Below are 21,147 nucleotides of genomic sequence, written 5' to 3'. Positions count from 1 at the left end.
TCCAATTAGTCCACGATTTTAGAAATCTGTAAAATGTGGTCGGCTGCTTTTAGTTCTTCTAGGATGTTATCATCTACGTTCTGGTCAACCTCTATGGTCATTAGGGCTTCTTTCCCGACGTCTTTACGAGATACTTCCATTCTCCCAATATTAATTTCATATTTAGCCAAAATATTTGCTACAGAGGCAATCGCTCCAAACCTATCATTATGCATTACCAAAATGGCTGGATGATTACCGGATAAATGTAATTCAAAGCCATTAAGCTCGATAATTTCGACTTTTCCACCACCAATAGATATACCAACTAGCTCAAACGTTTCATCTTTATATCCAAGTTTAATTCTAGCTGTATTTGGGTGATCGGTAGAAGCTTCATCCTCAAAGAATTGAATCTTCATTCCTTTTTCCTTTGCTAAATCTATAGAATCCCGCATGCGTGTATCATCGGTATCAAAATCAAGTAATCCACCTACTGTGGCAACGTCTGTCCCATGACCTCTATATGTCTTTGCAAATGATCCGTAAAAGTAAATATTTGCCCATTCCGGCTCTTTTCCAAATAAATGTCGTGCAGCTCTTCCTATTCGCGCTGCACCTGCGGTATGAGAGCTGGATGGCCCAATCATAACAGGACCTATAATATCAAATACTGATTTAAACTTCACCATAACCTCCCCCTTCATGTTTCCGCTTACTTTTAGTATAACTGCTCTTCAAACATAACTAAAGATGTAGGAATAAGTTTGTTTTTTTCTGAAGATTCGGTTATTAATTTTCTTATGAGGGGTCTTCCATTACCAAGTACTGAATGTCAACTCGTAGTTGATATAAAATGCGGCATAAGTGGTGATTTAGATGCCGGCGCTCCGGCAGAATACTCCGCTTTCCGCGGGCACGGCCTCAATCTCCTCGGAAGAAACCCACTTCCTGGGGCTTTCACCCCGTGCTGTTCCCGCAGGAGTCTCCATATTCTGCCTGCGCTGATCGAGATTTTCTAATTTAGTGGGGCATTTATTTATACCTTTTAAAATTAAAAGACCAGGAAATATCTCTCACTTGAAAAGGATGCCATACTAAGCTGCGGAAAAATGCGAGACTCCAGTGGGAAAGGAACAGTTGAAGACCCCACAGTGAGCGTTTTTTGCGAGCGAGGAGGCTGAGACGTTCCCCACGGAAAGCGAGTGTTTTTCCGCAGCGCCGCATTAGCAGTCAACTTGATAAAGAATAAAAAAGTCATTGTTTCTTTGCGTCTATATAAATAGCAACATTATCCAAAAGTCGCCATCACAAAAAAACCCTTCTACCTGAATGAGATAGAAGGGTTTGGCTTTATTATTCTACTGCAAAAATAAAGGAATAAATGGGTTGGTCACCGCGTTGGACTTCAACCTCTAGATCCTCGAATTGCTCTTCTAAGAATGCCACTATTTCGTTTACTTCTTCATCACTTGCTTCTTCCCCTTGAAGAATCGTAATGATTTCGTCTTCATCTTCGTCAATCATCGATGTTAATAATTCTTTTGTAGTTTCTAGTTTGTTTTTATTCGTTGATACAATTTTCCCTTCAGCAAGTCCCATAAAATTACCGTTTTCAATCGACATTCCATCAATTTGTGTATCTCTTACCGCATACGTAATCTGACCGGTCTTCACTTGCTGACTCGCTTCTACCATACTGTCCTTGTTTTCATTCAAGGATGCTTCAGGATGGAAAGCTAGTAGAGCAGACATTCCTTGAGGAATAGTCTTCGTTGGGACAACCGCTACATTTTCTTCAGCAAGCTCAGCTGCTTGCTCTGCAGCCATGACAATGTTTTTGTTATTCGGAAGAATTAAAACATTTTTCGCGTTCGCTTGTTGGATAGCATCGGTAATGTCTTTGGTACTCGGGTTCATCGTTTGACCACCTTGGATGACTACGGTAGCTCCTAGGCTTTCAAGCAATTCCTTTAACCCTTCTCCCATGGCAACTGTTACTATGGCAAACTCCGCTTTTTCCTTTGCTTGTTTCGGCTTCTTCTTATCTCCCACAATCGAAGTATGCTGTTCTCTCATATTTTCGATTTTTAAGTTAATAAGGCTACCGTAACGCTGCCCAATGGTAAGTACTTCCCCAGGATATTCGGCATGAACGTGGACTTTTACGATTTCATCATCGGAAACAACCAATAAGGAATCCCCACGATCTCCAAGCTCATTACGAAAAGCTTCTTCGTCAAAAGGATTGTTCTTTAATTTATCTTCTTCAAATTTAACCATGAATTCCGTACAATACCCGAATTCGATGTCTGCAGTATCCATAAAATCTTGTGCTAGTTTATGGTGTTCTGCATTTACCATTTCATCAATATTCACGCTTGAAGCAGATTCCGGTAATTCTTCCCCTGTTAAAGAAGCATAGAAACCTTCATAAATAGTGACTAAACCTTGTCCACCACTATCGACTACTCCAACTTCTTTTAAGACAGGTAAAAGATCTGGTGTGCGTTTTAATGAAGCTTTTGCCTCTGTAATTACTTTGTTAAAAAATTCTACTAAGTCCTCCGTTTGATCGGCAACTTCTACCGCTTTCTTGGCAGCATCCTTTGCTACTGTAAGGATTGTCCCTTCAACAGGCTTCATTACCGCCTTGTAAGCCGTACTAACACCCTCATCAAGACCATTGGCAAAATCAGCAACCGTTAATTCTTTCTTTCCCTCTACGCCTTTTGCAAAGCCTCTGAATAGTTGGGAAAGTATAACGCCTGAATTTCCTCTCGCACCCATAAGTAACCCTTTTGCAAGGGAATGTGCTACTTCTCCAGCATGGTTTGATGTATGTTCTCGTACTTCATTCGCTCCAGATGTCATGGAAAGATTCATATTCGTCCCGGTATCTCCGTCTGGTACAGGGAATACGTTTAATGAATCAATCATTTTGGCGTTGTTCGTTAAATGGTGTGCTCCAGAGAGTACCATTTGTGCAAAAGTAGTTCCATCTAACGTTCTTAACGTCACTACAACTTCCTCCTTCATCGACAACCGTCTATCTTTATCTTCAGCTTTCCATTTGCAAGCCGTTGTTATGCTTTTTGCTTTTACTGAACGACTCTAACCCCTTGAATAAAAATATTTACAGAGCTTATGGAAAGACCAAGTGTTTTATCCAACGTATATTTTACTTGGGATTGAACATTATGAGCTACTTCAGATATTTTCGTACCATAGCTCACGATAATATACATATCAATGTGAAGTCGATCTCCATCCTGACGAACAACGACACCCTTCGAGAAGTTTTCTTTACGGAGAATCTCAGCTATTCCATCTCTCAGCTGGTTTTTGGTTGCCATACCGACAATGCCGTAACATTCAATGGCGGCTCCACCAGCGATCGTTGAAATAACCTCGTTCGTGATTGTAATTTGACCATCATTTGTGTTCAATTCTATGGACATAAATGAATCCTCCTTCACTTTATCCTAAAGTTAGTGATATTTTACTATAATAAGAACAAAACTGAAAGCAGTTTCACTTAACGAACAGAAGGAATACTCTGTCTGCACAACTTCTTGATGAATGATCCTGTTCGCCCTTTTAATGAGACTTGATTTACATCGCCCTATCCGATTAGAAGACCTTTTCATGTAAAATTTAACTTAGTTGGACAAATAACCCCTTTATACAATGGACGAAATCCGCTTTTCTGTCAAGTAAGTTTTCTTGAAAGGAATCGTTGCATTTATGTTACCCGTATGGTAAATTGTTATAGTATTTAAAGTTATACATGGTCATTAGGAGGGATAAACATGGGACGCAAATGTGTTGTGACAGGCCGTAAAACTACTTCAGGTAACAGCCGTTCTCATGCCATGAACGCTAACAAACGTAACTGGAAAGCAAACGTTCAAAAAGTACGCATTATGGTTGATGGAAAACCTAAGCGTGTTTATGTATCTGCTCGTGCTCTTAAATCTGGCAAAGTAGAACGCGTTTAATAAGTTTGAATGCATGACATGAGAAAAAGATATATCTTTTGCAAAAAAAGCACCCAAACGGGTGCCTTTTTTGTTTCATAGTGCAGTACTTTTGTCTTGCTAGTCTTTTTTAATGGTTCCCATGATTGCGCGTACAAAGCCACCAATGAACCTCGGGAGTTTAAAGGTATAGAATTTCATATTGTTCCCCCTCCTCTTCTACAAATAGCAATAAATGAAACTGCCATACTTAAATGGTAGCCGGTAAGAATTAGAAAATGATTCAAATAAGTTCTACGCGATGTAATCCATTGCCTTATTGTACATCTCGGCTCTTTATTACAATTAATATGCCTTCTTTGAAGGAAAAAGTACCTTTTTCTGAAATAAGCTTGTTTGAAATACATAACGTAGATCCCCAGGAAATTGTTCTATTAGTTAATTTATAGTAGAAACCGTCCAAACTTATGCCTATAACTTGTTCGGTAAATGGTATAAATGAAACATTAGGATGATTGTCGTCTTTTTCAATGATATGCTTCCCAGGTCCCTTTATTTCTAACACATTACCTGCATCGACCATTTTAGAAGGTATGTCCCGTTTCCATAACGTCATCAACAATTGAACATTCGCCAAACTATGATCCAATCTCCCTCCTGTAACCCCAAAAAATAAAATAGAGTCTGGTTGAAGGGAGACGGCTTTCTCTACAGCTAACTCTAAGTCAGTTTCATCCTTTTCTATAGGATATGCAAGATATTCCGATGCGTGTGACATTATCCTATTTTGTTCTGATTCCGATACAGAATCAAAATCACCGATAGCAATGTTCGGGGATATACCCTTTTCTATAAGATAAAAAGCACCTCTATCCACACCGATCCATGTCGTAACTTGAGATTCATACTGAGTTAAGGTAGGAAGATGGCTTTTTGGACCACCAGCCACAATTCCAATTATTCGTTCCATTACATCCCCTCCAAACCTAAAGAAAAATTGGCAAAGCAAAGAAGGCGCAGGCAAAGCCTAGTTACGCTTACCTATGTTCCTAATCCTATCTACAAGGTCAAATATACTTCCTGGTAGGAGAAAAAAGGTTGCCTGGTTGGCAACCTTCCGTTACTGGCTATTTCGAATCATACTTATAGCTTCTTGTCGATCCTCTTGCCCAAACACAGCACTTCCGGCAACTAAAACATTCGCTCCAGCATCCATGCAAAGCTTTGCCGTGGATACGTTGACACCACCATCCACTTCAATTTCATAATGGGCACCTAGCTGTTCCTTGAGAGCCGCAACTTCTTTAATCTTCGGTAATACACTTGATATAAACGATTGCCCGCCGAATCCTGGATTTACCGTCATTAACAAGACTAAATCAACATCCGGAAGGATTGGTTTAATTGTTTCCACTGGAGTAGCTGGATTAATCACAACTCCAGCTTTTACTCCATATTCCTTGATAAGGTGTATGGTTCGGTGTAGATGCGGACATGCCTCTTGATGTACCGTAATAATATCTGCCCCAGCTTTCGCAAAATCTGGAATATACGTATCTGGATTTTCAATCATTAAATGAACGTCAAGAGGTAGTTCTGTAATCGGCCGTATCGCATCAACAATTAGAGGGCCTATCGTAATATTTGGAACGAAGTGTCCATCCATCGCGTCCACATGGATATAGTCCGCTCCTCCTTTTTCTACATCTTGAATTTCCTCTTTTAAAATAGAAAAATTTGCGGATAAAATAGAAGGTGCAATTTTCACCATGTTCAATACCTCGGCTTTCTCGATTGAATTTCTTCAACAAATGATAAGTAATGCTCGTAACGATAAGTAGGAATTTCTCCACTATCTACTGCGGCCTTCACCGCACATTTTGGTTCTTTATTATGCATGCATCCTCTAAACTTGCATTCATCCCTACGTTCCCGCATCTCTGGAAAACAATCGGGAAGTTCCTCTAATTCTAATTCATTAAATTCCAAGGAACTAAACCCTGGTGTATCCGCAACAAGGCCACCACTCACTTCTAACAATTCCACATGTCTCGTCGTATGCTTTCCGCGTCCAAGACTTTCAGAAATTTCGTTTGTTTCCAAATTAAAAACTGGGTTGATGGTGTTCAACATGGAAGATTTCCCTACACCAGATTGACCAGCTATAACTGTAATCTTTTCTTTAAAGTAAGGAACAATTTCATTCATTTGGTCCGGATCCTTCGTCGTAATGAGTTGAACAGGATAGCCTATTTTCTCATAATCCTCTTTACATTGCAGAATCCTTTTCGCCTCATCTTCAGACACCATATCCATTTTGGATACAAAAATAATAGGTTGAATATTTTTGGATTCTATTAACACTAAGAACCGATCTAAAAGTAAAGTACTAAAATCAGGCTGAGAGGCAGAAGTAACAATAACCGCTTGATCGATATTTGCAATCGGAGGTCGAACTAATTCATTTTTTCGAGAATAAACCTTTTGGATATAGCCTTCTCCTGGGTTGCTTTCGTCAAAATCTACAACATCACCAACTAAAGGCGTCACCTTATTCTTACGGAAAACCCCTCTACCTCGACATTGAAACACACGATTATCCGATTGCACGTAATAAAAGCCACTTAAAGCTTTTATAATTCTCCCTTCTGCCATTTACTCACCCTTCCACATCTTCATAGGATACCGTTTTGTCAATTACCACATCGTCATCTCGCATTACTTTATACTGAGCGGAACCGTTTGGCGGTATCGTAAGTTTTATTTTAAAGTCTGTATTTTTTGAGATCGTTTGTTGATTGTAGAGCTGCGTTATATCGTTATTCATGTCACCTACGTAGATGCGAACTTCTTGTTTTTGACCATTGCCGTTTCCATTACCATTTCCATTAGCACCGGTATATGGAACGGTCACACTAACCGTATGATTAACTGGAGGAAGTTCCTTCGGTCCCTTCGATATAACGATTTCCACGATTGACTGCTTTTCCACATCCTGACCAGCACTAGGGCTTTGACGAATGACGTTACCCTCTGGTACAGAATCATGGTTTTCCTCGGATACTTCAACAGATAAATCCTGGTTCGATAAGTAAGATGTCGCTTCTTCTTCGGTCATTCCTTCTAAGCTTTGTAACGTAACTAACTCTGGACCTTTACTTATCTCAAAAATAACATTGGTGTCTTCAGGAATAACCTCTGTACCTGGTTGTGGCTGAATTTGCGTAATAATTTGTCCAGCAGGTTCTTCGGAGAACTTTTCGTAAAAAATAACCTCTTTAAAACCTAACTGCGTCAGTAGGTTTTCAATTTGACTAGAATCTCTACCAACATAATCTTCAAACTCTACTTTTTCCTGTCCTTGACTCGTAAATACGGTTACTTTTGAGCCTTCTTTCACTTGCATCCCTGCTTTAGGATCAGTTTTCACCACATATCCTTCTGGTACTTCATCCGAATTTATCTCTTCCCTTGTCACTTGTAGGTTTTTCTCATTTAATTCACGAAGTGCTTCCTCGTATTCTTTCCCAGCAACATCTGGTATTTTTACATCATCTGGTTGAAGAAGGGTCGGTAAAATAAATAATGCTGCGACAATCGCTCCCAACAGAATGACAAGGATGGAAGATACCCAAATAATAGCCTTCTTCCGTTTTTTCTTCCGACCATTTTTCCCTGTTTCTTCTTGCGCTTTCTTATTGGGTTTGCCGTTCTTTGTATCATGAATCAACGTGTCCTGTTTCGATTGGTGACGAAAATCCTCATCACGGATAATCGGAATCGCTTTTGTTTCTTCTCCAGCATCAATTGGTGGAGAAAATTTAGGCTCGTCTAATCGGTCCGGGTCTAAAGCTGTTTCTAAATCTGCCTCCATATCATACACATTGTCATAACGAAGGAACGGATCCTTTGAAGTAGATTTCAGCACAATATTTTCTACACTTTGCGGAACATCTGGTAACCATCTTCTAATAGACGGTGTTTCGGTTTGTAAGTGTTTTAAGGCAATCGATACAGCAGTTTGTCCAGAAAACGGCAGTCTGCCCGTTAGAAGCTCGAAAAACACAATCCCTAACGAGTAGACATCGGATTTTTTGGTCGCCATGCCACCGCGCGCCTGCTCCGGCGATAAATAATGAACGGAACCTAGCACCGAATTTGTTTGCGTCAGGGAGGTAGCGGTCAAGGCTACGGCGATTCCAAAGTCAGTTACTTTCACTTGACCATACTGATCAATTAAAATATTTTGAGGCTTGATATCCCGGTGGACAATTTCATTCGCATGGGCATGGGCCATCGCTGATGTTAATTGCTTCATGATATCGATGGATTCCTCAACATCTACTGGACCATATGTTTGAATGTACTTCTTAAGTGTCATCCCATCTACATATTCCATCGCCATGAAGTAAATACCGTCCTCTTCTCCGACATCATAAATATTGACGATATTCGGATGAGACAGACTGGTAGCTGATTGAGCTTCCCGATGAAAACGAGCAATAAACTCTTCGTCATTGGCATATTCTAGCCGTAGTACTTTTATCGCTACATCCCGTTCAAGAATAAGGTCTCTGGCCAGATATACGTTGGCCATTCCGCCTCCACCAATAGCTTCTTGGATTTTGTAACGATCATTGAGAGTCCTTCCAGTGAGCACTATGAGTCACCCTCTTCCGCTGTGCCATCATACGCTACTAGTACGAGTGAAATATTGTCTTCCCCGCCTCTTTCATTTGCTATGTACACTAGTTTTTCTGCTATTTCCTGCAGAGAAATTTCTTCTTCTAAATAAGCTTGTAGTTCATGTTCCTCGATTTTATTAGATAGGCCATCTGAGCAAAGCAACAACTTGTTATTTTTATCCCAGCCAATAGATTGCACATCCATTCCTACTGCTTGCTCTGTACCAAGTGCTTTCAGCAACACATTTTTACGAGGATGATGTTCTGCGTCATCTTTCGTTATTTGACCAGAACGCACGAGTTCATTCACTAAGGAATGATCCTCAGTTATTTGCTTAAAGCCTTGATTATTAGCAAGATAGCAACGACTATCACCAATATGAGCGACAGTTACAAATTCATCTGTACAAATGACGGAAACGATAGTAGTTCCCATCCCTTTGCAGTCCTCGTTTTCCTGCGCAAAGCTAAACACTGTTTCATTAATTTCCGTGATTGTTGACCGGAGCCATTCTTCTGCCACGTCTGGGGAAGGAATTTCGTCTTTTTGCTCCCATTGTTCGCGTAGTGCCTGTGTTGCCATTTGGCTTGCCACGTCACCAGCTTTATGTCCACCCATCCCATCTGCAATAACGGCTAACAGTTGGTTGGATTGATTATAAAATAAACCACCTGAATCTTCATTGTGATTTCGTACTTGCCCTTTATCCGTAGAAAAAAAACCGTTCATTCTATCATTCTCCTCTTGGCGCTTCTTTAACACAATTACCACCTAAGCATGCATTCATACTTGAATTTCCTTTTTTACACCAGGAAATTAAAATTTATCTGGTGTGGATAACATACTGCAATAGCCACGTCCAGCTCCAGCGCCCAGCAACTAGCGAGACTTCCCTCACCTCTGTCCGATAAGTCAACATCGATTCGCATTTGCTCATCGTGTTTCCTTTATCTCCGACGGTTCAGTCCAGTCCGTACGTTGCTAACCGGGCGCTTGCGCTTTTGTTATTTCTTTTTCACAAGTCTCGTCAAAAAGAACCCATCTGTATCAAACTCAAATGGAAACAGCTGTAGCCCATAAGCTGATAACCCAATAGACTCTTGCAAAGGAGTTGGTAATTGTGTGGTGAAGGTAGAGTCTACTTCAAATTCTGGATGCAGTTGTAGAAACCGCTCGATGTTTTGTTCATTTTCATCTTTATCTACCGTACACGTGCTATATAATAGTTTACCATCTTTCTTTAGTAATGGGCATACACTTTCCAATAATTCTAACTGGATAGCAGCTAGTGTACGAACATCCTCTTCCCGCTTGTGGTATTTAATATCCGGCTTCCCTCTCAAAACACCTAACCCTGAGCATGGAGCATCCAATAATATTCGATCAAAGCTTTCCTTTTCATGTAGGTCCTGTAGTTGCCTGGAATCCGCTTGCTTGGCCTCGATAATCGACAATTCCAATTCAGTGGCTCGTTTCGTCACTAGTTTTGCTTTTTTCTCATGTAAGTCATAAGCATGGACAGCTCCTAGATTTTGCATTTTCTCCGCAATATGGGTCGTTTTTCCCCCAGGTGCACTGCATGCGTCTAGTACAGTCATATCAGGTTCTACCTCTAGCATTTCTGCTACAAGCATGGAGCTTTGGTCTTGGACCGACAGATTATGTTCCTGAAAAAGCTTGGTCCTTAATACATTTCCTTCACAAATAATGATGCCTTGAGATGAGAAAATAGAAGGCTCTACCTTCAATCCTTCCGCTTCTAATTCTTCCATCGCTTCCTGTCGTGTTAATTTTAAAGGCTGAACACGAACGCTCATTGGCTTATGGGTTAGGTTTGCTTGACACATTTCCACGGTAATTTGTTCCCCGTAAAACGTTAGCCATCTTCGAACAAGCCATTCCGGATGACTTGTGGAAAGGCTTAATCTACGAGCTGGGTCTGTAATGCCATTCATATCAGGGAGCCCTTTTCTCTGAACATTACGAAGGACACCGTTTACAAGAGAAGAGATTCCTTTATGACCGCGTTTTTTAGAAATATCAACCGCTTCATTTAAAATTGCATGGTCCGGAATCTTATCTAAATAAATCATTTGATACATCGACATCCATAACAGCCATTTCACCCAAGCATCCATTTTCTTTTTCCCATCGACAAAGTGAGAAAGATAGTATTCTAGCGTTAGCTTTCTTTGGATTGTTCCATATACGATTTCAGTGAGTAACGCTTCATCTCTTCGATCAAACGCATTCTTTTTTATCGCTTGGTCGATTAACAAATGACTGAAACCACCGTGCTCCCCAATTCGAATGAGCAATTCTAACGCCGCTTCTCGTAATTTTTGTTGTGCCATCTTATTCTCCTAACCTATCTCCAACTTGAAGTTGATTTCCGACTCCTCTTAAGAAATCCGAAGCTTTCATCCTCTTCTTGCCAGAAGGCTGGAGCTCCGTAATTTTTATCCCTTTTTGGTTACCACAAACGACGACAAATCCATCCTCTTTCACCTCGACAACCGTCCCTGGGCTTTCTTCATAGCTATGAGCAACTTCTTCTCCCCACCAAACTTTCATCCCTTTCCCTTGATAATAGGTGAACGCTACCGGCCAAGGGTGTAGTCCTCGAATATGGTTATACACTTCCGTATGCGGCTTTTTCCAGTCAAGCTTTTCTTGTTCTCGTTTAATGTTGGAAGCAAATGTCGCCTTCTCTTCGTCTTGTTTCTCCGGCGTCCACTTCCCTTCAAATAATCCTGGCAGTGTATCATGAAGAAGCTGTGCACCGAGCTGAGAAAGTTTATCATGAAGCGTACCTACATGATCAGTCTGTTCAATTGGGAGGCTCGCTTGTGTAATAATATCTCCAGCATCGAGCTTTTCAACCATATACATAATGGTAATTCCGGTTTCACTTTTCCCTTGTAAAATGGCATAGTGAATCGGTGCTCCACCACGTAATTCAGGCAACAAGGAGGCATGCACATTAATACATCCAAGCACCGGTGCTTCTAGTAAAGGTTTTGGTAAAATCTGTCCAAATGCTGCCGTTACGATCAGGTCTGGCTTGTATTCCAACACTTTTTCAAAATCTTCTTTAATCTTCTCAGGTTGAAAAACAGGAATCCCTAATTCTTCCGCCGCCACTTTGACAGGTGGTGGAGTTAATATTTTCTTTCTTCCTTTGGGTCGGTCCGGTTGTGTGACCACTAAAACGACCTCTACGTCTTCTTTTGCTAATTGATGAAGGACAGGAACAGCAAAATCTGGTGTTCCCATAAATACAACACGTTTCATAATAACTCCTTTCTACATGAGCTGGCTTGGTTGTAAATCTACACTAATTAATAAGTCATTCTTTTGAATATCCGCTTCATATTTCTGTAAGATTTTTTTCAAGTTTTCCCTTTGATTAGGTTCGTTTTTGTATTTTATCACGCATTGATAGCGATATCTATTTTTGATTCTCGCAATTGGAGATGGAGTTGGCCCTAAGATCGTGGATTGCTGAGTTAAGGTTTGCGATAAAGCTTGGGCAATTTGCTTTGTTACATCCATGGCTTTCACTTGATTCGGGTGAGATACCGTGATAAGTGTTAAATAAAAGTATGGAGGATAATGAAACGCCCTCCTTACCTGCATCTCCTGTTGGAAAAACGTCTCAAATTTATACGTGCTCGCTAATTGGATGCTGTAATGCTCCGGAGTGTATGTTTGTACAATAACCTCACCTGGTAAAGTATGTCTTCCAGCTCTCCCACTTACTTGTGTTAATAGTTGAAAAGTCTTCTCAGCAGCCCGGAAATCTGGTAGATGTAGCATCGTATCAGCAGCAAGAACCCCAACTAAGGTCACATTTGCAAAATCTAATCCCTTCGCTATCATCTGTGTACCTAGTAAAATATCAGCCTCATGATTCGCAAACTTGGTAAGGAGCGCTTCATGTGCTCCTTTTCTTCTCGTAGTATCGACATCCATACGAATTACACGAGCTTCAGGTAGAAGCTTCGTCAACGCTTCTTCTACTTTTTGGGTACCCGTACCAAAATAACGAATCGTATCACTAGAACATTCCGGACATTGTAAGGGCATATTTTCCTCGTACGAACAATAATGACATTTTAGCTTGTTCTGGGTTCTATGATACGTTAATGCAATATCGCAATGGGGGCATTCCATCACATGACCACAGTCTCTACACATTACAAATGTCGAATACCCTCTTCGGTTTAAGAAAAGAACGATTTGCTGTTTCTTTTCTAATCGGTCCTCAATAGCCGAAATTAATGGCTTAGAAAACATAGATCTGTTCCCGGCATGCAATTCTTCTCGCATATCGATGACTTGAACCTCTGGCATGGCCGCCTTGTTCATGCGATCTGGTAAGGAAAGTAGCTGATAGACTCCTTTTTTAGCACGAGCAAAGGATTCAAGAGTCGGTGTAGCACTTCCTAAAATGATAGGGCAACGGTGATGTTGTCCACGATAAATCGCTACGTCACGTGCATGGTAACGTGGATGATCATCCTGCTTATAACTAGATTCATGCTCTTCATCAATAATGATAATCCCAATGTTTTCAAACGGAGCAAAGATTGCAGAACGTGCGCCAACAGCGACTTTCACTTCTTTTCTTTGAATCTTCCGCCATTCGTCGTATTTCTCCCCAGCAGATAAGGCACTATGTAGAACCGCTACATGTGACCCAAATCTACCTTTAAATCGCTCTACCATTTGTGGAGTGAGCGAAATTTCAGGAACTAGTACAATAGCTTCTTGTCCACGATCGACTACTTCTTGAATGGCTTGCAAGTACACCTCTGTTTTCCCACTTCCGGTGACACCATGTAAAAGGAAAACCTCGTGCTCTCGCTTTGCAAGATTGGCTTGTATCGCATCTTTCGCTTCCTGCTGTTGCTCCGTGAGTGGAAGTGCTGTTGTCTTCGGATAATCCACTTTATACGGATTACGGTAAATCTCCTTCTTATACTTTCGCAGTATTCCTTTGTCTAGCAAAGGTTTTACACTGGCTCTTGTTGTTTTCAGTATAGACAACAACGCTTTCTGACTTACTTCTTCTACCTCTTTTTCTGAAAAGTATCGAAGGATGTCCCATTGTTTCGTTGCTTGTTTCGGTAAATCGACCATCGCCTCTTCTAATTCTAACAATGATCCCTTTCTAGCAATTATCGTTTCATATTTTTTCGTTTCTTTTGAGTCTACTTGATAATTAACCTCTAGCAAACCTTCTTGGATGAGTCGTTGTACACGACTTAATGGGATCGAGCTCTTCTCCACTTCATCAAAATCAAGATAGTCCCTTCCTGCAAATAATTGTTGCAAGTCCTCTGGTAAATCCTCCTCAGTCAAGCGATGCAATTCTTTTTTGTATTTTGCTTTTAAAACCTGTGGTAGCATCACTTGAAAGGAAGAAATATAAAAACTAAGTGTATGATTGGACATCCATTTACCTAACTGGATTAGTTCCTTTGTTAGTACAGGCGTAATATCCATGACACTCTCAATGTCTCGTACTTTTTCAAGCTCTGTATGATCGGTAATCTCCAGCACATAGCCCATAATTTTCCGTGGACCAAACGGAACGATTACTCTCATCCCCTCTTGAATAGCTGCTTCGAAACGCTCTGGAATGCGATAATCAAAGATTCGGTCGGTTTGACTTGATGGAACATCCACCACTACCCTTGCAATTGTCACGCTCGTCCATCCTTCATATCAGATTCTATTAACTGTAAAAGCTGTTTAGATACTTCCTTTTTGGAAGACATCGGAAGCTTCTTCTGCTCACCACGCTTATTTAGATACGTAACAGCATTCGTATCGCCACCAAATCCTGACCCTTGCTCGGTGATGTCATTCACTACAATCGCATCCAGGTTCTTTTTCTCCAGCTTTTTTTGTCCGTATTCTAATACGTTTTCTGTCTCTGCTGCAAACCCTACTAAAAATTGACCATTCTTGCGTTCTCCTAATTCTTTCAGGATATCTTTCGTTCTTTCCATTTCGATCATTAGGGTCCCATCGGACTTTTTCATTTTCTGATCATAAACCAATTTCGGTCGGTAATCCGCTACGGCAGCAGCTTTTATTACAAGCTCTTGAGTTGGATAATGCTCCATGATGGCTTGATACATCTCTTCGGCTGATTCGACATCCACTCTTTGTACGTTTTTAGGTGTTTCAAGCTTTACAGGACCTGTTACAAGGGTAACTTCTGCCCCTAGATTCGCCAATTCCTCCGCCAACGCAAAACCCATCTTTCCAGACGAATGATTGGTGAAAAATCGAACTGGGTCAACTGCTTCCCGTGTTGGACCGCCAGATATTAAGACCTTTTTGCCGGTGAAAAAGGTCTGGTCTATGTTTTGATGGAAATCCTTGTTTAAAATATCCACAATGGTTTCAGGTTCTTCCAGACGTCCTTTTCCAACGTAGCCACAAGCCAAATATCCACTTCCAGGTTCGATAAACTTATATCCCCATCCGTCTAATTTTTTCATATTTTCTATGACAGCCGGGTGTCCATACATATGTACATTCATGGCTGGTGCTATGTAAATAGGGGCTGTAGTCGCTAATAAAGTGGTCGATAACATATCATCAGATATCCCGTTTGCTAGTTTGCCAATAATGTTAGCAGTTGCTGGTGCTAACATTACAAGATCGGCCCAATCTGCGAGATCAATATGTGCAATCTTTGCCGGATTCTTTTCATCAAACGTGTCTGTATATACTGGATTCCGAGAAAGCGCCTGAAACGTCAGCGGGGAAACAAACTGAGTTGCACTCTCCGTCATAATTACTTTTACGCTCGCTCCTTGTTGGGTTAACTTACTCGTTAAAGCACATGCCTTATAAGCTGCGATTCCACCTGAAACTCCCAGTAAAATGTTCGTACCGTTTAACATTTCGCTTCCCCTTTCCGTCTCCATTAATAATCTATTTATACCATAAATTTGTCGATATCATAAATCGAAAACGTCTGTAGGCTTTTCATAGAAGAAGCCCCCACCTTCCTTTGAAAGTGAGAGCTATCTTTCTTCAACCTTATTCTTCCGCTGCTTCGTAATAAAGCTTATCTGCTTGGATCTCTTCTAATGCTATTCCCACATATTTGTGAGACTTAGGGTTTTCTACGTGTACTCGCTTGGTTTCCTGCATTTGTCTAGCACGGCGTGCCGACAAGGTAACCAACGTGTATTTAGAATTTATTTTCTCTTGTAAAGCATCAATAGATGGTTCTAGCATCATGAAAAATCCGCCTCCAAAGCTTTTTTATATTCTTGAGCCACTCGTTCCCGTTTACAATGTTCACTTTGAACGATTGCTTGTATTTTGTCTACTGCTAATTCAATTTGATCATTGACGACTACGTAATCATACGCGTCCATCATTTCAATTTCCTCTCTTGCTGCAAGCAAACGATTCCGGACTAAATCCTCCGTTTCCGTTCCTCGGTTAATAATTCGATTTTTTAACTCTTCTAAACTAGGTGGGAAGAGAAAAATAAATACACCTTGCGGAAAATTCTTCTTCACCTGTAGAGCACCTTGCACTTCTATTTCTAGAAAAACGTCTTTTCCTTCTTGTAACGTTTTTTCCACATACTCCCTTGGTGTTCCGTAATAGTTCCCTACATATTCGGCGTACTCTAACAATTGATTTTGTTCGATCATGGACTCGAACTCTTCTTTTGATTTAAAGAAATAGTCCACTCCATCAACCTCACCTGCTCGACTGGCTCTGGTAGTCATGGAAATCGAATACTTTAAGTCTGTAGATTTATCAAAAAGTGCTTTTCTTACTGTTCCTTTCCCTACACCGGATGGGCCAGATAAAACGAACAATATTCCTTTCTTTTCAATCAATGATTCTTCCTCCTACCTATTCGTCAGAAATCTCATCATGGCTAATGACACGTTGCCCGACAGTTTCTGGTTGTACCGCTGATAATACAACATGATCACTGTCTGTTATGATAACCGCTCTTGTACGGCGTCCATATGTAGCATCTACCAGTTTATTATTATCTCGCGCCACCGTAATAATCCGCTTTATGGGAGCTGATTCGGGCGAAACGATTGAAATTATTCGATTAGCAGATACTACATTTCCAAATCCTATGTTTATTAAGCGTAAACTCATGTTTACTCCCCCTTGTCCCGATTGCCTAATACATCTATTCTATAGATAAATCTCTTTCGTTTCAAAGATTCACCCTTTTAGTTCGTGATAAAAGCTATAATCGCTTGTCTTTACGAACATCCTCTTCTAGTATAAGGAAATCGAGTATGAAAACTCAATCATTATTCCACATTTTGTACTTGCTCTTTTATCTTTTCTATTTCACTCTTTAATAGTACTACCCATTGACTAATCTGAACATCCGTCGATTTGGAGCCAATCGTATTCGTCTCCCTGTGCATTTCCTGTAAAATAAAGTCCAATTTCCGTCCGATAGTATCTTTTTGTTCTAGCGTATCGAAGAATTGAGAGCAATGGCTAGCAAGTCTCGTCAACTCTTCCGTAATGTCTCCCTTTTCAGCAAGCAATGCGACCTCTTGTACAATTCGAGAGTCATCCGCTATGTCATCTGTAATATATTCCTCTAATCGTTTCTGAATACGAGAGCGATGTTCCTCTATTACGACATGTCTCCGGTCCGTTAGCTTTTGAACCGTATCTTGAATCGTGATCACACGCTCCTTCATGTCTTCTTTCAATTCTTGCCCTTCTATCTCTCTCATATTCTTCACTTGCTTACAAGCGTTGGAGACCGCTAGTAAAACGGCATCGAAAAGGACATCTTGCCCTTGCTCTAGTTCGACAATTTCAAATGCACCCTCCAAGGAGGTTAAACGATCTAATGAAATATCTCCATGAAGCTCATATTTCTTTTTCATTTCATTAGATTTTTGTATGTATTGATCTAACAATTCCCAGTCTACGTTTAAATCACGTCTAATGAACCCTGTTCCTTCTATTGTAATAAACAGGTCCACTCTTCCGCGATGGAAAAAGGACTGAATCGTTTTTTTTATTTTATCTTCCATGACTAAAAATGACTTTGGCATTTTATTAGATATGTCTAAAAAGCGGTGATTCACACTGCGAATCTCCACCGACACCTTTGTATCGTTGATCCATTGCTCATCACGACCATATCCCGTCATACTTTGTACCATCTATACCACACCCATTACTCATACTCCTCATGCCCTTTGCTAGAAAAATCTAGTAAGGGACACTCTCTTTACCATCATAACAAATAACTGGGCTAATTCCTATCATAATAGTTAGGCACGAATGGATTTTCATCTCGTATATAAGTCGGTCTCTAGATGTATTCATCTCGACCGAAAACATGCTATAATGACGGGACGAGGTGAACTGACATGGCATTTGATGGAATTGTAACACGCGCTATTTCACAGGAATTAAATCACACTTTAGCAACTGGAAGAGTGATGAAAATATATCAACCGACCGAAACTGAATTGATTTTTGTTATTCGGAGTCAAGGTCAAAATCATCATTTACTATTATCCGCTCATCCGAGTTATGCTCGGTTTCATTTAACAAAGGACAGCTATCAAAACCCGAAAGAGCCTCCGATGTTTTGTATGTTACTGAGGAAGCACCTCCTCGGGCATTTTGTCGAGCAAGTATCGCAATATGAAAACGAAAGAATTGTAGAATTTCATTTCAAGGGAAAAAATGAGATTGGAGACGAAACAAACAAAATTCTCGTTATAGAAGTGATGGGCAAGCATAGTAATATTCTCTTAGTGGATAAGGAAAAAGGCCACATACTGGATAGTATTAAGCATATTCCACCAGCCGTGAATCGAGTTCGAACGATTATGCCTGGACAAATGTATGTCCTCCCACCTGATCAAGGGAAGCAGAACCCTTTTGCTTTAGAACCTGAAGCTTTTGTTCGAGTACTCGATTTTAATGCAGGAAAGCTAGACCAACAAATTGTCCAACATTTTATGGGGATTTCTCCCCTTATCGCCAAAGAACTCACACAAAAAGCCTACCTGAGTGCCAAGGATGCTTATCAAAAAGCATTTGCAGAGCTACAGGAAACCATTACAGATGGTACTTATTCACCTACGATTTATGACGGTAAAAAAGAAGATTTTCATGTCCTAGATTTACCTCATCTTTCGGATAAGAAAGAGACCTTTGCGTCTGTTAGTGAGATGTTAGATCACTATTACTCTGGAAAAGCAGAACGTGATCGTGTGAAACAACAAGCTGGTGACCTTTACCGCTTTTTAAAGAATGAATTGGATAAGAACAACCGCAAAATAAAAAAGCATCACCAAACATTAGACAAAGCAGAAAAAGCGGATCAATTTCAGCGGATTGGTGAACTATTAACAGCGAATATGCACCTTATTAAAGCAGGTGATAAAAAAGCAACCGTTGTGGACTATTACGATCCTGAGCAAAAAGAGATTGATATTGAATTAAATCCGAACAAAACACCGAGCGAAAACGCCCAAACTTATTTTCGCACGTATCAAAAGCTAAAAAAATCGAAGCAAATGGTTGTGCAAGAAATAGAAAAAGCAAGAGAAGAAAATCAATATTTAGAAGATTTATTACAACAAATTGAAGGAGCACGTGAGCAGGATATTGAAGAAATTCGTGAAGAGTTGCGAGAGCAAGGCTATCTAAGAACGAAAAGTCATCATAAGAAGAAATCTAATAAGCCTGCTAAACCGGATCCAGAAGTATTCCTAGCATCAGATGGTACGCAAATTTTAGTTGGGAAAAACAACAAGCAAAACGAATATCTAACGAATCGAGTAGCAGCTCGAGACGATATTTGGTTACACACGAAGGATATTCCTGGTTCCCATGTCGTTATACGAGACTCCAATCCTAGTGAGGAAACGTTAACGGAAGCTGCTCATTTAGCAGCTAGCTTTAGTAAATCGAAGAACTCTTCTTCCGTTCCCGTTGATTACACACGGATCCGTCATGTTAAGAAACCAAATGGGGCGAAACCGGGCTTTGTGACCTACGACAATCAGAAAACGCTTTTCGTGACACCAGAGGAATCCATCGTGCAAGCATTGCGTCAAAACCAACAAAATAAGCCAGATTAAGAAAAAGCGATCGATTCCTTCAGTGGTTTCGAAAATGTTGAGAAATGCACGAAATTGGGAATCACTTTTAAAGGAAGTAATAATTGAAAGACCAGGGAAATACGCATGATATTGATATGCTCCCCCTAGGTAGACAGGTTGAAAGAACAAAACTTGTTAACTTTGGGGGATTTATGTGTCTGAAGAATCATCTACTTGGAACTATACAGTCAGGAACTAAAACAGTCTACAAAACCGTTTTTGATAAATTATTGATCCAATCAGATAAAAATTTCACAAAACCTACATTTTTGTGTGCTTAAATCATACAATTCTTGTAGAGGTGATAAAAGTGCCAAGAGTAAAATATACAGACAGTGACGTTGCTTTAATGGCAAGGATGATGAGGGCGGAAGCCGAGGGTGAAGGGCGACTAGGGATGCTTATGGTTGGTAATGTGATTGTAAACCGTCTAAAGGCTAATTGTGGAGATTTCCTGGATTTAAGGTCAATACGGGATGTAATTTACCAAGTACAAGGGGGTAATTACTCTTTTGAAGCGGTTCAAAAAGGAAATGTTTTTTATCAAAGAGCAAGAGAGGTAGAAAAAAAGCTAGCGAAACAAACCCTAGACTATTGGAGACAACAGCCTTCTATTTATGCTCTCTGGTACTTTAATCCGTATGCTGCATGTCCACCTACATGGTACGATCAACCTTTTGCAGGACAATATAAACAACATTGCTATTATGAACCAAAAGCGAATACATGCGCAGGTGCTTATAAATGGTAAAAAAAGAGGTTGGGACAAAAGTGTTTTAATTCTAATAAAATCCGAACTATGATTCGAAATTTATTCATAGAGTTCGAATCAGTTCGGATTTTTCTATTTAGAGGCTTTGTTAAATATTGTTGCGAATTTTATATATACTCCGACGTAACGAAATAAGGACTCGTATATACTTTATCAAGTTGACTGCTAATGCGGCGCTGCGGAAAAATACTCGCTTTCCGTGGGGAACGCCTCAGCCTCCTCGCTCGCAAAGAACGCTCACTGTGGGGTCTTCAACTGTTCCTTTCCCACAGGAGTCTCGCATTTTTCCGCAGCTTAGTACGGAGTTCTTTTCAAGTCAGAGGTGTCTCTTGGTCTACTTATTTTATAGGTGTTAATAACCCACTATATTAGAAAATACCTACAAGCGTAGGCAGAATACGTAGACTCCAGCGGGAACAGCGCGAGCCGAAGATCCCGCTGGAAGTAGTGTTCTTCCGAGGAAGCTGAGGCCGTGCCCGCGGAAAGCGAAGTATTCTGCCGAAGCGTGGCATTTAGGCTAAACTTGACTTTTTAGTAATTATCCAAAGATCGTTACATCGCATTTTAT

General features: G+C 40.4%; 20 protein-coding genes. 3 read left to right on the top strand and 17 right to left on the bottom strand.

Annotated features, from left to right (window positions below):
• Positions 1-5 precede the first annotated feature (5 nt).
• The 3 genes from sdaAB to KO561_RS08655 form a co-directional block, all read right to left on the bottom strand.
• Positions 6-668: an L-serine ammonia-lyase, iron-sulfur-dependent subunit beta gene (sdaAB, locus tag KO561_RS08665; RefSeq protein WP_231096707.1), complete on the bottom strand. Its 663-nt coding sequence runs from the start codon at positions 666-668 to the stop codon at positions 6-8.
• Positions 669-1,335: 667 nt separating this feature from the next.
• A complete protein-coding gene (locus KO561_RS08660; protein ID WP_231096706.1) occupies positions 1,336-3,000 on the bottom strand; it encodes a DAK2 domain-containing protein in 1,665 nt (554 codons plus the stop codon).
• 80 nt (positions 3,001-3,080) lie between these two features.
• Positions 3,081-3,440, bottom strand: a complete 360-nt coding sequence (locus tag KO561_RS08655) for an Asp23/Gls24 family envelope stress response protein (RefSeq protein ID WP_231096705.1) — start codon at positions 3,438-3,440, stop codon at positions 3,081-3,083.
• A gap of 351 nt (positions 3,441-3,791) precedes the next feature.
• Here KO561_RS08655 and rpmB point away from each other — a divergent pair, with 351 nt between their 5' ends.
• Positions 3,792-3,980 carry a 50S ribosomal protein L28 gene (gene rpmB / locus KO561_RS08650; protein WP_143893419.1) on the top strand — a complete coding sequence of 63 codons (189 nt, stop codon included), beginning with the start codon at positions 3,792-3,794 and terminating at the stop codon, positions 3,978-3,980.
• 99 nt (positions 3,981-4,079) lie between these two features.
• On the opposite strand, the gene spoVM is transcribed toward rpmB, so the two are convergent.
• The 14 genes from spoVM to KO561_RS08580 form a co-directional block, all read right to left on the bottom strand.
• On the bottom strand, positions 4,080-4,160 hold the full coding sequence (spoVM, locus tag KO561_RS08645; protein ID WP_231097077.1) for a stage V sporulation protein SpoVM: 81 nt from the start codon (positions 4,158-4,160) through the stop codon (positions 4,080-4,082).
• A gap of 115 nt (positions 4,161-4,275) precedes the next feature.
• Positions 4,276-4,929 (bottom strand): thiamine diphosphokinase, encoded by a 654-nt coding sequence (locus KO561_RS08640; protein WP_231096704.1) that lies wholly within the window; start codon positions 4,927-4,929, stop codon positions 4,276-4,278.
• A 150-nt stretch (positions 4,930-5,079) separates the two neighbouring features.
• A complete protein-coding gene (rpe, locus tag KO561_RS08635) occupies positions 5,080-5,730 on the bottom strand; it encodes a ribulose-phosphate 3-epimerase (protein WP_231096703.1) in 651 nt (216 codons plus the stop codon).
• A 2-nt stretch (positions 5,731-5,732) separates the two neighbouring features.
• Positions 5,733-6,614, bottom strand: coding sequence for a ribosome small subunit-dependent GTPase A (gene rsgA, locus KO561_RS08630; protein ID WP_231096702.1), 882 nt, complete (start codon positions 6,612-6,614; stop codon positions 5,733-5,735).
• Between the two features lie 4 nt (positions 6,615-6,618).
• The gene (gene pknB, locus KO561_RS08625; protein WP_231096701.1) at positions 6,619-8,619 is read right to left on the bottom strand and encodes a Stk1 family PASTA domain-containing Ser/Thr kinase; all 2,001 of its coding nucleotides are present in this window, start codon (positions 8,617-8,619) and stop codon (positions 6,619-6,621) included.
• Entirely contained in the window at positions 8,619-9,374 is a 756-nt protein-coding gene (locus KO561_RS08620) for a Stp1/IreP family PP2C-type Ser/Thr phosphatase (protein ID WP_231096700.1), read from the bottom strand. Before KO561_RS08620 ends, pknB begins: the two co-directional genes overlap by 1 nt.
• A gap of 275 nt (positions 9,375-9,649) precedes the next feature.
• On the bottom strand, positions 9,650-10,999 hold the full coding sequence (gene rsmB, locus KO561_RS08615; protein WP_231096699.1) for a 16S rRNA (cytosine(967)-C(5))-methyltransferase RsmB: 1,350 nt from the start codon (positions 10,997-10,999) through the stop codon (positions 9,650-9,652).
• 1 nt (position 11,000) lies between these two features.
• Positions 11,001-11,939, bottom strand: a complete 939-nt coding sequence (gene fmt, locus KO561_RS08610) for a methionyl-tRNA formyltransferase (protein WP_231096698.1) — start codon at positions 11,937-11,939, stop codon at positions 11,001-11,003.
• Between the two features lie 12 nt (positions 11,940-11,951).
• Positions 11,952-14,360 (bottom strand): primosomal protein N', encoded by a 2,409-nt coding sequence (priA, locus tag KO561_RS08605; protein ID WP_231096697.1) that lies wholly within the window; start codon positions 14,358-14,360, stop codon positions 11,952-11,954.
• Entirely contained in the window at positions 14,357-15,571 is a 1,215-nt protein-coding gene (gene coaBC / locus KO561_RS08600; protein WP_231096696.1) for a bifunctional phosphopantothenoylcysteine decarboxylase/phosphopantothenate--cysteine ligase CoaBC, read from the bottom strand. The genes priA and coaBC overlap by 4 nt, the downstream gene beginning before the upstream one ends.
• Positions 15,572-15,710: 139 nt before the next feature.
• The gene (gene rpoZ / locus KO561_RS08595; protein WP_231096695.1) at positions 15,711-15,914 is read right to left on the bottom strand and encodes a DNA-directed RNA polymerase subunit omega; all 204 of its coding nucleotides are present in this window, start codon (positions 15,912-15,914) and stop codon (positions 15,711-15,713) included.
• Positions 15,911-16,531, bottom strand: a complete 621-nt coding sequence (gmk, locus tag KO561_RS08590) for a guanylate kinase (protein ID WP_231096694.1) — start codon at positions 16,529-16,531, stop codon at positions 15,911-15,913. The genes rpoZ and gmk overlap by 4 nt, the downstream gene beginning before the upstream one ends.
• 16 nt (positions 16,532-16,547) lie before the next feature.
• The gene (gene remA / locus KO561_RS08585; RefSeq protein ID WP_093210849.1) at positions 16,548-16,808 is read right to left on the bottom strand and encodes an extracellular matrix/biofilm regulator RemA; all 261 of its coding nucleotides are present in this window, start codon (positions 16,806-16,808) and stop codon (positions 16,548-16,550) included.
• Positions 16,809-16,969: 161 nt separating this feature from the next.
• Positions 16,970-17,848 carry a YicC/YloC family endoribonuclease gene (locus KO561_RS08580; protein WP_231096693.1) on the bottom strand — a complete coding sequence of 293 codons (879 nt, stop codon included), beginning with the start codon at positions 17,846-17,848 and terminating at the stop codon, positions 16,970-16,972.
• Between the two features lie 210 nt (positions 17,849-18,058).
• Between KO561_RS08580 and KO561_RS08575 the strand changes: the two genes are divergently transcribed.
• Positions 18,059-19,786: an Rqc2 family fibronectin-binding protein gene (locus KO561_RS08575; protein ID WP_231096692.1), complete on the top strand. Its 1,728-nt coding sequence runs from the start codon at positions 18,059-18,061 to the stop codon at positions 19,784-19,786.
• Between the two features lie 331 nt (positions 19,787-20,117).
• Positions 20,118-20,558: a cell wall hydrolase gene (locus KO561_RS08570; protein ID WP_231096691.1), complete on the top strand. Its 441-nt coding sequence runs from the start codon at positions 20,118-20,120 to the stop codon at positions 20,556-20,558.
• Positions 20,559-21,147 lie beyond the last annotated feature (589 nt).

Source organism: Radiobacillus kanasensis (assembly GCF_021049245.1).
Classification (GTDB): domain Bacteria; phylum Bacillota; class Bacilli; order Bacillales; family Amphibacillaceae; genus Radiobacillus; species Radiobacillus kanasensis.
The sequence above is the reverse complement of the archived record's forward strand: the minus strand, read 5'-3'. Positions and strand labels throughout refer to the sequence as shown.